Origin of the sequence: Streptomyces sp. ERV7 (genome assembly GCF_001653515.1) — a bacterium.
Classification (GTDB): domain Bacteria; phylum Actinomycetota; class Actinomycetes; order Streptomycetales; family Streptomycetaceae; genus Streptomyces.
Window position 1 is genome coordinate 969,785 of the sequence record NZ_LYOY01000040.1, and the last position, 11,911, is coordinate 981,695.

Below are 11,911 nucleotides of genomic sequence, written 5' to 3' on the forward strand. Positions count from 1 at the left end.
ACCTCCTGTCTTTCGTCGTGCCGGTCCGTGAGACGGCCGGGCGCGCGGTCAGGGGCGTGTGTACGGGCGGGTCATGATCTCCATGTTGTGTCCGTCCGGGTCCTTGAAGTAGGCGCCCCGGCCGCCGAAGAGGTGGTTGATCCGGCCGGGGTCGGTGTGGTCGGGGTCGGCGTAGTACGTGACCCCGACCGTCTCCAGACGCGCGATCATGGCAGGGAAGTGCTCGTCGGGCACGAGGAACGCGTAGTGCTGGGTCTGGATCGGCTCGTCCCTCTTCTCGTAGTAGTCGAGGGTCACACCGTTGCCGAGGTCGACGGGCAGGAACGGCCCGAACGGAGCGCCGACCCGCAACCCCAGGATCGCGGCGATGAACTCGGCCGACAGATACCGGTCGCTGGCGTATACGGCGGTGTGGTTCAGCTGCACGGCGACCACCGACGGTTCGGAGGCGTGCGGGTGGTGCGGGTGGTACTGGTCGTGCGACATCGGTGAGGTTTCTCCGGGTCTTTGGCGAGGCTGCGAATCCTGGGGATTCGCCGGTATGCGGCGCCGTACGCGGGCGCCGGATGCGAAGACGCGGAGAAAAGGGGCGGACTTCTTGCCCGCCTCGCGCTCACGCCGAGGCCGGGAACCCCACTCGTGTATGGCCCAAGGCCGACCCGGCAGTCACCTCACGGACTCTAGTGGCTGGTCACAAACCGGTGCAACGCCGATCCGGCCAGCCACCGCGCGCTGCGGGTCCGGGTCCCGGTCCGAGTGAGGACAACTTCACCGACGGACCGTACGGGTTCTCTCCTGGGCAGCCAAGCGGCCCCACGCCCAGGCCTGTTGGCGTGGCCTGGCCTCTCGGCCCTGACCCTCCCTAGGCGTTCCGGATCGCCGTCACCAGTCCCGTGACGAGGCTTGCCCGCTCGGCCATCGTCTCGACCACCACGTACTCGTGGTCGGCGTGGGCGCCGCCTCCGACCGCTCCCAGGCCGTCGAGCGTCGGCACTCCCAGCGCGGCCGTGAAGTTGCCGTCGCTGCCGCCGCCGACCGCCACACCTTCGAGGTCGGGCCGCAGCCTCCTCGCCACCGCGAAGAGCTCGGCCGACGCCGACTCGGGCATCGGGGGCCGGCCGACGGCTCCCTCCACCACGATCTCCGCCTCGCCGAGGTGCGGAGTCAGAGCCGCGAACGCCGACTCGACGCGTTCCTTCTCCTCGGCCGACTCGACCCGGACGTCGACGACGACGGTCGCTCGGGCGGGGACGACGTTGTCCAGGGTGCCCGCCGACGCGACGGTCGGGGTGACCGTCGTGCCGATCTCCGGGCGGCCGAGCGCCGCGATGTCCAGGACCTGGTGTGCCGCCTCGACCAGGGCGTTGACCCCCGCCTCGGGCTCAAGTCCGGCGTGCGAGGCCCGGCCCGAGATCGAGACCCGGAAGGAGCCGCAGCCCTTGCGGCCGGTCTTGAGGCCTCCGCCGTCGGCGGCGCCCTCGAAGACGAGTACGGCGCCGCACGCGAGGGCCCGTTCCTCGATCAGCGCCCGGGAGGAGCGGGAGCCGACCTCCTCGTCGGCGGTCACCAGGATCTCGACGCCCGACAGGTCGTCGAGCGCCGCCAGCCCGTGAATCGCCTGCACCAGACCGCCGAGCATGTCGAAGACACCGGGGCCGGTCGCCCGCCCGTCCGCCACACGGAACGGGCGGCGTTCGAGCGTACCGAGCGGGAACACCGTGTCATGGTGGCCGAGGACGAGGACGCGGGGATCGCCACCGCCCGACCAGTGGACGTGCGGCCCGGCCTCGCTCTCGACGAGGACGGCCTTCCCGCCGAGGCGACTCTCGATGACAGCGGCGACAGTGGTGGCCGATGCCGCCAAGGCGTCGAGTTCGCGCGAGGGAGACTCGACTTCGACGAGTGTCCGGAGGTCATCGATCATCGCGTCGACGCTCACGTCGACCCTCTTGTGCGTCGTCACTCCGTCAGCGTACTTGGTACGTCCCTGACAGCCGGGCCGTGGCCCCGGCGCCCCCTCGGGCACCCGAGGTGCGGGTCAGCGACGGAACGCCCGCCGAACTCCCGTGCCAAAATCAGCGGGTGCAGATCGGGATGCTGGGTCCATTCGAGGTGCGCACGGACGACGGCGGCCTGGTCGACGTGCCCGGCGCGCGGCTGCGCGGGCTGCTGGTCGCCCTCGCGCTCAAGCCGGGGCACGCGGTCCCCAAGGCGCCGCTCATCGACTGGATCTGGGGCGAACACCCGCCCGCCGACGCGACGAACGCCTTGCAGCGCCTGGTCTCCCGGCTGCGGAAGGCGCTGCCGGACGGGGCGATCGCGGGGCAGCCGGACGGCTACCGGCTGGCGGTGGAGCCCGACGCCGTCGACGCCGTACGTTTCGAACGCCTCGTCATCGCGGGCCAGGCCCGTACCGGGGACGCATCCCGGCGGGTGCGCCTCCTGCGCGAGGCCCTCGATCTGTGGCGCGGCGCGGCCATGCAGGACGTCGGTCTGACGGACAGCGCCGCGTTCGAGGCCGCGGTCGTCCGGCTCGACGGGTTGCGCCTGAGCGCCACCGAGGAGCGGGTCGACGCGGAGGTGGCCCTCGGGCGCGGTGCGGAGCTGGTCACCGAGCTGAGCGACCTGGTGGCCGCGCACCCGGTACGGGAGCGGCTCGTCGCCGCCCTGATGCGCGCCCTCGTCGCGGCCGGTCGCGACAGCGAGGCGCTGCTGGTGTACCAGCGCGCTCGGGAGGCCCTGGCCGACGCACTGGGCGTGGATCCCTCGCCCGAGCTGGCCGCGTTGCACGTCGCGCTGCTGCGGGGCGAGTTGGGGCGGCGCGAGGAGACCCACAAGACCAATCTGCGCGCCGAGCTGACCAGCTTCGTCGGCCGGGGCGCCGATGTGGCCGCGGTCCGCGCGCTCCTGTCCGAGCACCGGCTCACCACCGTCACCGGTCCGGGCGGCTCCGGCAAGACCAGGCTGGCCACGGAGACCGCGCGCACCCTGCTCGGCGATCTGCCGGACGGGGTCTGGCTGGTGGAGCTCGCCGCCATCGGCACGGACGGCGAGGTGGCGCAGTCGGCGCTCGCCGGGCTCGGTCTGCGGGACGCCCTGCTGGGCGGGGCCCCCAACGCGGAGCTGACGGACCGGCTCGTCGCCGCGATCCGCGAGCGGGAGGCGCTGCTGGTCCTGGACAACTGCGAGCACGTGATCGAGGCCGCGGCGGTGTTCGCCCACCGGCTGCTCGGGGAGTGCCGGCGGCTGCGAATCCTGGCGACCAGCAGGGAACCGCTCGGTATCACCGGGGAGGCGCTGTGGCCGGTCGAGCCGCTGGCCCTGCCGGAGGAGGACGCGGACCCGGGCGAGATCGTGTCCTTCCCCGCCGTCCAGCTGCTGCGGGACCGGGCCGGGGCGGTGCGCCGGGATCTCCCGGTCGACGCCCGCACCTTGGCGACGATGGTGCGCGTCTGCCGGGCCCTGGACGGGATGCCGCTGGCGATCGAACTGGCCGCGGCGAGACTGCGCACGATGTCCGTCGATCAGCTGGCCAACCGGCTCGACGACCGGTTCCGTCTGCTGACCAGTGGCAGCCGCACCGCGCTGCCCCGGCACAAGACGCTGCGCGCGGTGGTCGACTGGAGCTGGGAGCTGCTCACCGAGGCCGAGCGGACGGTCCTGCGCAGGCTGTCGGTGTTCTCCGGCGGGGCGGGCCTGGAAGCGGCCGAACGGGTCTGCGCGGACGGGGCGGACGGCACGGTCGAGCGGGAGCACGTACTCGAACTGCTCACCGCGCTGACCGAGAAGTCGCTGCTGCGCGCCGAGGGCGACGGCGCCCCGCGCTACCGCATGATCGGCACGATCAAGGAGTACGCCGGACAGCGGCTGGCGGAGGCGGGGGAATCGGAGCGGGCGCGCCACGCGCACCTGGCCTGTTTCACCGAGCTCGCCGAGACCGCGGAGCCGCAGCTGCGGCGCGCCCAGCAGCTGGAGTGGCTGGCCACCCTTGAGGCCGAGCACGACAACATCGCTGCGGCGGTGCGCGGCGCGCTCGCGGCGGGCGAGGCGCAGGCGGCGATGCGGCTGGCGGCGGCCGCGGGCTGGTACTGGTGGCTCAGCGGGCACCGGACCGAGGGCATGGAGCACCTCACCGCGGCCACCGAGGTACCCGGCGAGGTGACCGACGAGGTCCGGGCCACGGTGTACGCGCTGCTCGTGAACTTCGTGACGTCCGGGCCGGGCGACGAGCACCAGGCCGCGGAGTGGATCCACAAGGCGTACGAGTTCAGCCGCCGCAGCCTGCACAGCCGGTCCCGCCACCCACTGCTGGGGTTCGTCACCCCGCTGGAGCGCATGCTGCGGACGCCCGACGCGTTCCTGTCCGCGTTCGAACCGCTGCTCGACGACGAGGACCCCTGGGCGCGGGCGCACGCCAGGCTGCTCCTGGGCAAGATGCGGACCGTACTCGGCCAGGGCGGGCCGGACGGCAAGGAGGCGGACGCGTACCTGGAGAGGGCGCTCGCCGAGTTCCGGGTGCTCGGCGAGCGGTTCGGGATCCACTTCGCCCTGACCGAGCTGGCGGACCGGCTCGCCATGCGCGGCGACTTCGCCGGTGCGTGCGCGTACTACGAGGAGGCGATCGCGGTCGTCACCGAGCTCGGTTCCACCGAGGACATCATCGCCATACGGTCGCGGCAGGCGCAGCTGTACTGGCTGATCGGCGACAAGGACGCGTGCGCGGCCACTCTGGCCGAGGCGCAGCGGTACGCGGAGCGGGTCACCTGGCCGGGTGCGCTGGCCGTCCTCGCCCTCTCGAAGGCGCAACTCGCCCGCTGGGACGGCGATGCCCGGGAGGCGCACAGGCAACTGGACGTGGCGAAAGCCCTGTTGGGCGACGACGCGGAGGAGGCGGTCATCCGCGCGGTGGCGCAGGACCTGCTCGGCTACCTCGCCGACGACCTCGGCGAGGCCCGGACGCTGCGCGCCGCGGCCTGCGAGGCGGCGTCCGAGACGGGACACGCACCGGTGATCGCCCGGGTGCTCGTCGGGGTCGCGGACCTGGCGCTGCGCCGCGGCGCGCACGCGCAGGCCGCGCGGCTGCTCGCGGCGAGCACGGCCGTACGAGGACTGCCGGACCACTCCCACCCGGACGCGGCCCGGATCGAGCGGGCGGCGCGCCACCGCCTCGGCGACGCGGAGTTCGCCGAGGCGGCCGAGGAGGGGGCGCGGACCGGCTGGTCCGAGCTGGTCGAGGTCACGCTCGCTTCTTGAACGTGGAGACCGCCCACCCGTACCCGACGACGGCGAACCCGACGCACCAGGCGAGGGCCGCGAGCGCGTCACCACTCGACGGGTCGCCCTCCAGCAGCCCGCGCAGTGTCTCGATGATCGGGGTGAAGGGCTGGTACTCCGCGAACTGCCGCACCCCCGCCCCCATCGTGTCCGAGGGCACGAAGGCGCTGCTCAGGAACGGCAACATGATCAACGGCACGGCGGCCAGTCCCGCCGACTCCGCGGTCTTGGCGGCCAGCCCCAGAGCGACGGTGAGCCAGCCGGCCGCGAAGCTGAGCAGCACGATCAGCCCGATCGCGCCGAGCCAGTCGAGGGCGCTCGCGCCCGGGTCGTACCCCATCGCGAAGGCCAGTCCGACGATGGCCGCGCAGGCCACCAGGCAGCGCAGCATGGTGACGACGACGTGTCCGGTCAGCACGGAACCCCGGGAGACGTCCATGGTCTTGAACCGGTTGATGATGCCCTTGGTCATGTCGTCGTTCACAGCCGTCGCGGTGGCCCCGAGACCGTAGCTGATGGCCATCACGAGCAGACCCGGTGTCGCGTAGTCGACGTAGTCGCCGCCGACGTCGAACGCGCCACCGAACACCTTGACGAACATCAGCATCATCACGAGCGGGAACAGGACCGCGTTGAACACCGTGGTCGGGTTCCGCAGGTTGTGCTTCAGATTGCGGCGCACCATGATCGCCGCATCGGCCATCGGCGTCGGGAGCGTACTCATCGTGCGGCCACCTTCGTGCTCGTGTTCTCGGTCAGGGCGAGGAAGACGTCGTCGAGGTCCGGTGTGTGCACGGAGAACTCCGCGGCGTTGAGCATGTGCTCGTCGAGCCGGTCGAGCAGCACCCGCAGCGACCTCGACTCACCGTCGCTGGGCACCCGCAGGGTCAGCTCCTCGTCGTCGCGCGTGGATCCGGCCAGGACCCTTGCCGCCACGTCGAGTTCGTCGAGGTCCGCGAACCGCAGCCGGACGTGGGTACCGGGGATCTGGCGCTTGAGCTCCTCGGGGGTGCCCTGGGCGACCAGCCGGCCCTGGTGGAGCACCGCGACCCGGTCGGCGAGCTGGTCGGCTTCGTCGAGGTACTGGGTGGTGAGGAAGATGGTGGTGCCCTCGGCCACCAGCTCCCGGACGATGGCCCACATCGTGCGCCTGCTGCGCGGGTCGAGACCCGTGGTCGGCTCGTCGAGGAAGATGATCCGCGGGTTGCCGACGAGCGTCATCGCCAGGTCCAGCTTCCGGCGCATACCTCCCGAGTACGTCGCCGCCAGCTTGTCCGCCGACTCCATCAGGTCGAACCGCTCAAGGAGACTCGTGACCAGCCGGCCACCGGAGCGCACGCGCCTCAGGTCCGCCATCAGCCGCAGGTTCTCGCGGCCCGACAGCAGCTCGTCCACCGCGGCGAACTGACCGGTCACACCGATGGCGGCGCGCACCTCCCTGGTCGCGGTCGCCACGTCGTGCCCGGCGACGCGCACCGTCCCGGCGTCGGCCTTCATCAACGTCGTCAGGACGTTCACCGTCGTCGTCTTGCCCGCGCCGTTGGGGCCGAGCAGGGAGAAGACCGATCCCGCGGCGACCTCGAAGTCGATACCGTCGAGCACGGCCTTGTCGCCATATGCCTTGCGCAGCCCGGAGACCGCGATTGCTGAAACTGCGCTTGCCGAAACTGCGCTTGCCGAAACTGCGCTTGCCGAACTCTTCATGGGCTTGAGCCTCGCGGCCGGGCCTGTCACCGATCTGACACGCGCCTGACACGGCCACTGACAGCGCGCAGGAAGACAAAACAGAAAGCCGAGCAGCAAGACAAACCGGAAGACAAAAGGCCCCGGGAACGCCTGAGAGCACTCCCGGGGCCGCGCCCTCTACAGGACGCAGGCGACGCCGTTACGGGGCGACGGGCAGCTGGCGCTTGTGCTCGGTCAGGCGGTAGCGGCGGACGATCGTCTCGGAGGCCCGCTCATCGACCGGCTTGCCCTCCAGGAAGTCGTCGATGTCGTCGTACGTGACCCCGAGCGCGTCCTCGTCGGCCTTGCCCGGGTCGAGGGTCTCCAGGTCGGCCGTCGGGGTCTTCCACACCAGCTCGGCGGGTGCGCCCAGCGCGTCCGCGACGGCACGCACCCGGCGCTTGGTCAGGCCGGTCAGCGGGACCAGGTCGGCGGCGCCGTCGCCGAACTTGGTGAAGAAGCCGGAGACCGCCTCGGCGGCGTGGTCGGTGCCGACGACCAGGCCGTCGTGCGCGCCGGCCACCGCGTACTGCGCGATCATGCGCTGGCGCGCCTTGATGTTGCCGTGCACGAAGTCCTGGTGGTGGGCGTCGCGGAAGCTCACGTCGGCGGCCAGCGCGGCCTCGATGGCGGCGTCGCTCGCGGGCTTGATATCCACGGTCAGCACATGGTCGGCCTGGATGAAGGAGAGCGCGAGCTGGGCGTCGTGCTCGTCGGCCTGGACTCCGTACGGCAGCCGCATCGCGTAGAAGCGCGCCTCGTGCCCGGCGGCCCGGGCCCGCTCGACGGCGAGCTGGCACAGACGGCCGGTGGTGGTGGAGTCGACGCCGCCGCTGATGCCGAGCACGAGGGAGCGCAGACCGGTGGAGGTGAGCCGCTCGGCGAGGAAGGCCACCCGCCGCTCGATCTCCCGCTCGGCCTCGAAGGTCTCGGCGACCTGGAGATCCCGGGCGATCTCCTGCTGCAGGGCGGTGGACGCCGGCTCGCTCACGTCTGCTCCTTGTTCCACTTCACGATGTGCTGGTGCGCCCACCACCCTACCTAGGGGGTGTCCGGCGAAGGCGAGGCGGCCGAGGGAGGCGGGTGCCGGGGCGGGGACGGCGGCGGCGACAGCGACGGCAGCGAGGCTCGCCGGGGCGGTGCCGAGCCCACCCGATCTCGACCTCCCCCACCGGGCCCCACGCGTGGGGCCACGGCTGCGCGCCCGTGAAGCCGATGACGCGGTCGTCCTCGCCAAGGAGGGTCCAGAGACAGAACCCCCGCTCCGCATCGTGCCTGCGCTGGCGCGCCGTCAGCTCCTCGTACACCGACAGCTCCGCCGCCGCGCCCCCGTGGAACTCCATGACCTCCGGATCGGCGAACACCTCGTGCCAGGCGTACGCGTCCTCCTCGGTCGGCACGCGCAGCCGTACGACGGGCAGGGACTTCTCCTCAGTGGAGCTCATGGCGTGGGCAACCCTTCGCGATAACGATCAACAGCCACCCATAGACTGCACATGTCCTGTGCTTTCCGGCATGCAAAATCGAGTCTTCGGGAGAACCCGCTGTGACCGAGCCCCTCTCCGAACACACCGCGGATGTGATCGTCGTCGGGGCCGGCCCCGCCGGGTCGACCACCGCGTACTACCTGGCCAAGGCCGGACTCGACGTACTGCTGCTGGAGAAGACCGCCTTCCCGCGCGAGAAGGTCTGCGGCGACGGGCTGACCCCGCGCGCCACCAAGCAGCTCGTGTCGATGGGCATCGACATCTCCGAAGAGGCCGGCTGGCTGCGGAACAAGGGCCTGCGCATCATCGGCGGCGGCGTCCGGCTCCAGCTGGACTGGCCCGAGCTCGCCAGCTACCCCGACTACGGACTCGTCCGCAAGCGCGACGACTTCGACGAGCAGCTGGCCCGCCAGGCCCAGAAGGCCGGCGCCCGCCTCCACGAGCGCTGCAACGTGGGTGCGCCCATCATCGACGACCGTACGGGCCGGATCACCGGCGTCCACGCCAAGCTCGGCGAGGACAAGCGGGAAGTCACCTTCCACGCGCCGCTCGTCGTCGCCGCCGACGGCAACTCCACCCGGCTCTCCCTCGCGATGGGCCTGCACCGCCGCGAGGACCGCCCGATGGGCGTGGCCGTACGGACGTACTTCCACTCGCCCCGCCACGACGACGACTACCTGGAGTCCTGGCTGGAGCTGTGGGACCGGCGCGGCCCGGGCGAGGACCGCCTCCTGCCCGGCTACGGCTGGATCTTCGGCATGGGCGACGGCACCTCCAACGTCGGCCTCGGCGTCCTCAACACCTCCGCCTCCTTCAAGGAGCTCGACTGGCGCGAGGTCCTGAAGGCCTGGTGCGCCTCCATGCCCGCCGACTGGGGCTACACGGAGGAGAACATGACCGGCCCCATCCGCGGCGCCGCCCTCCCCATGGCCTTCAACCGCCAGCCGCACTACACCAAGGGCCTGTTGCTGGTGGGCGACGCGGGCGGCCTGGTCAACCCGTTCAACGGCGAGGGCATCGCGTACGCCATGGAGTCGGGGCAGATCGCCGCGGACGTCATCGTCCAGGCGCACGCCCGCGCGACCCCGGCCCAGCGCGAGCTGGCGCTGCACAACTACCCGAAGATCCTCAAGGACACCTACGGCGGTTACTACACGCTGGGCCGCGCCTTCGTGAAGCTCATCGGCAACCCGAAGGTCATGAAGATCGCGACCCAGCGGGGCCTGACCCACCCGATGCTGATGAAGTTCACCCTGAAGATGCTCGCGAACCTCACCGACCCCAGGGGCGGCGACGCGATGGACCGCATCATCAACGGCCTCTCGAAGGTGGCCCCCAAGGCCTGAGAAGGCCCCCTGCACGGCCGAAAGGGCCGGTGCCCCCTCTCGGGGAGCGCCGGCCCTCTCGTATGCCTGTGAGCGCCGCGACTAGAGGACGCGGACCGCGCCGGTCGGCCGGTCCCAGTCCATGCTGCGCTCGACCACACCGGTCGAGGAGTTCTGCGCGCCGACGAACTTGCCGCCGCCGACGTAGATGGCCACGTGGTACGCGGAGCCCGAGCCGCCCCAGTAGAGGATGTCGCCGGCCTGGAGGTTGGACAGCGAGACCTGGCGGCCGGTGGCCGACTGGTCCTGGGAGACGCGCGGCAGGTCGATGCCCACCTGGCGGTACGCGGCCTGCACGAGGCCCGAGCAGTCGTACGCGCTGGAGCCCGTGGCACCCGACACGTACGCCTTGCCGACCTGCGCCAGCGCGAAGTTCACGATGGTGGCGGCGGAACCCGTGGCGGGGGAGGACGAGGTGACGGTGCTGCTGCCACCGGTCGAGCTCAGCTTGGTGCGCGTGGAGGAGCGGGAGGCGCGCTCGGCGGCCTCCTCCTTCGCCTTGGCCTCGGCTTCGGCCTTGGCCTTCTTCTCTTCCTCCGCCTTGGCGTCCGCGTCGGCCTTGGCCTTCTTGGCGACCTTGGCGGCGCTGGAGGCGGCCGCGTTCTGCTGGGCCTTCAGCTGGAGGTCGGCGGCGACCCGCTGGGTGGCCTCGGCGGAAGCGGCGGCGGTGCTCGCGAGCCCGGTCGTGAGCGTGGGCATCTCGATGGTCTCGGTCACCGGCTCGGCGGCAGTGGCCGAACCGGCGGCGCCTGCCACCGCGATGGTGCTGAGGACGCCACCGGCAACTCCGGCACGGAGCGCGAGCTTGGAGGCGCTGCGGCGGGGCTTCCGGTGGCTGGGTATGTGAGCGGTGTGGGACATGAGGACAACCGCTATCAGGGGTTCACGGTTCCCTTCAAGAAACGTGTGCTGCGCCACAGTTGCGGTCGGAACGGACGAATCCGCTTCCTCCGCGCCCTTATTGACGCCGTAACGGGCAATCCGGGCATGCGCGATCAGGGCTGTGATCATGTGGTTTTTATAAATAGTCCGAATTGCCCGTCGCCTACCATCCGTTCACACCGTTGGCCAAGCCCGGTTTAATCCGTGACGGATTCGTGTGACGCAGGTCACTTCGTATCCCGCTGTCGGCCGTCCCGTGACCGGGCCGTGATCAGCGGGGCGGGGGAGTGGCCGGCCGGCAAGGGCCCCGCGCCCGGCTCGTGATCACTTCGAGCCGATCCGGATCACGTCCGGTTCGCTTCCGGACCGGTCCGGAGTTCGTGAACGCGCGCACAGGTCCACCCCTTGGCGAAGCTCTCACCCGCACGAGTGAGCCGCGGCCCTTTACCACTCGAACGAGTCCATCGCCAATTTGCCTGTAAGGCCCATGTCTTGATAGTGCCGCACCCCTTGCGACCAGCGGTAACAGGAGTAGATGCTACGCCTTGTGATCACTCGGCCGCTTCGGGTGTGAAGATCACTGCTCATCCGACTTCATGATCCTTCGTCAGGTGGTGGAGATCACAAAGCCGTTGGCGTACCCCGTGTCGCAGATCACAGACCGCCGGGCATAGGATGCGGTGCAGTCGGGCTTGTGAACTGCCTCACATGTGCGCGATCTTCGCGTGGCGAGGGGGTGGCAGCGGTGCCCGTGTGCGGTCCAACGGTCAAGGACGACTGGAAGGAGCGAGGAGCGTGAATGCCTACGCGCCCATCCTCGTGCTCGGCGCCCTAGGGGCTGGGTTTGCGATCTTCTCCGTGGTCATGGCCACGCTTATCGGCCCAAAGCGGTACAACCGGGCGAAACTTGAGGCGTACGAGTGCGGCATCGAACCGACTCCCACGCCGGCCGGAGGCGGCCGCTTCCCCATCAAGTACTACCTGACGGCGATGCTCTTCATCGTCTTCGACATCGAGATCGTCTTCCTCTACCCCTGGGCCGTCACCTTCGACGCCCTGGGGGTTTTCGGGCTCGTGGAGATGCTGCTCTTCGTGCTCACCGTGTTCGTCGCCTACGCGTATGTGTGGCGGCGCGGCGGCCTGGAATGGGACTGAGGG

Annotated in this window: 9 protein-coding genes and 1 pseudogene; 3 read left to right on the forward strand and 7 right to left on the reverse strand. The window is 70.8% G+C overall.

All coding sequences use genetic code 11. The features are described 5' to 3' along the window. Nucleotides 1-48 precede the first annotated feature (48 nt). Nucleotides 49-486, reverse strand: coding sequence for a VOC family protein (locus A8W25_RS18955; protein ID WP_067163019.1), 438 nt, complete (start codon nt 484-486; stop codon nt 49-51). Nucleotides 487-862: 376 nt separating this feature from the next. Beyond that, nucleotides 863-1,924: a M20 family metallopeptidase gene (locus tag A8W25_RS18960; protein WP_079126286.1), complete on the reverse strand. Its 1,062-nt coding sequence runs from the start codon at nt 1,922-1,924 to the stop codon at nt 863-865. A 158-nt stretch (nt 1,925-2,082) separates the two neighbouring features. Between A8W25_RS18960 and A8W25_RS18965 the strand changes: the two genes are divergently transcribed. Further along, nucleotides 2,083-5,253, forward strand: coding sequence for a BTAD domain-containing putative transcriptional regulator (locus A8W25_RS18965; RefSeq protein ID WP_067163022.1), 3,171 nt, complete (start codon nt 2,083-2,085; stop codon nt 5,251-5,253). On the opposite strand, the gene A8W25_RS18970 is transcribed toward A8W25_RS18965, so the two are convergent. The 4 genes and pseudogenes from A8W25_RS18970 to A8W25_RS18985 all read right to left on the reverse strand — a co-directional run. Beyond that, nucleotides 5,237-5,998 carry an ABC transporter permease gene (locus tag A8W25_RS18970; protein WP_067163024.1) on the reverse strand — a complete coding sequence of 254 codons (762 nt, stop codon included), beginning with the start codon at nt 5,996-5,998 and terminating at the stop codon, nt 5,237-5,239. The genes A8W25_RS18965 and A8W25_RS18970 overlap by 17 nt on opposite strands. Continuing rightward, on the reverse strand, nt 5,995-6,978 hold the full coding sequence (locus A8W25_RS18975) for an ATP-binding cassette domain-containing protein (protein ID WP_067163026.1): 984 nt from the start codon (nt 6,976-6,978) through the stop codon (nt 5,995-5,997). The genes A8W25_RS18970 and A8W25_RS18975 overlap by 4 nt, the downstream gene beginning before the upstream one ends. A gap of 181 nt (nt 6,979-7,159) precedes the next feature. Continuing rightward, complete coding sequence (nadE, locus tag A8W25_RS18980) at nt 7,160-7,990, reverse strand: ammonia-dependent NAD(+) synthetase (RefSeq protein ID WP_067163028.1); 831 nt, start codon at nt 7,988-7,990, stop codon at nt 7,160-7,162. A gap of 157 nt (nt 7,991-8,147) precedes the next feature. Further along, nucleotides 8,148-8,444 (reverse strand): annotated as a pseudogene (locus A8W25_RS18985) (GNAT family N-acetyltransferase); the annotation flags it as partial. A gap of 101 nt (nt 8,445-8,545) precedes the next feature. On the opposite strand from A8W25_RS18985, the gene A8W25_RS18990 reads away from it, so the two are divergent. Beyond that, complete coding sequence (locus A8W25_RS18990; protein WP_067163030.1) at nt 8,546-9,832, forward strand: geranylgeranyl reductase family protein; 1,287 nt, start codon at nt 8,546-8,548, stop codon at nt 9,830-9,832. 81 nt (nt 9,833-9,913) lie between these two features. Here A8W25_RS18990 and A8W25_RS18995 read toward each other — a convergent pair whose 3' ends face one another. Further along, the gene (locus tag A8W25_RS18995) at nt 9,914-10,732 is read right to left on the reverse strand and encodes a C40 family peptidase (RefSeq protein WP_067163032.1); all 819 of its coding nucleotides are present in this window, start codon (nt 10,730-10,732) and stop codon (nt 9,914-9,916) included. Nucleotides 10,733-11,548: 816 nt separating this feature from the next. Here A8W25_RS18995 and A8W25_RS19000 point away from each other — a divergent pair. After that, the gene (locus tag A8W25_RS19000) at nt 11,549-11,908 is read left to right on the forward strand and encodes an NADH-quinone oxidoreductase subunit A (RefSeq protein WP_007383963.1); all 360 of its coding nucleotides are present in this window, start codon (nt 11,549-11,551) and stop codon (nt 11,906-11,908) included. Nucleotides 11,909-11,911: the final 3 nt, after the last annotated feature.

Bases quoted from the DNA above. Each gene is read 5' to 3' on its own strand.
- A8W25_RS18955 (WP_067163019.1), bottom strand. From the start codon at position 486: ATGTCGCACGACCAGTACCACCCGCACCACCCGCACGCCTCCGAACCG.
- A8W25_RS18960 (WP_079126286.1), bottom strand. From the start codon at position 1,924: ATGATCGATGACCTCCGGACACTCGTCGAAGTCGAGTCTCCCTCGCGC.
- A8W25_RS18970 (WP_067163024.1), bottom strand. From the start codon at position 5,998: ATGAGTACGCTCCCGACGCCGATGGCCGATGCGGCGATCATGGTGCGC.
- A8W25_RS18975 (WP_067163026.1), bottom strand. From the start codon at position 6,978: ATGAAGAGTTCGGCAAGCGCAGTTTCGGCAAGCGCAGTTTCGGCAAGC.
- A8W25_RS18995 (WP_067163032.1), bottom strand. From the start codon at position 10,732: ATGTCCCACACCGCTCACATACCCAGCCACCGGAAGCCCCGCCGCAGC.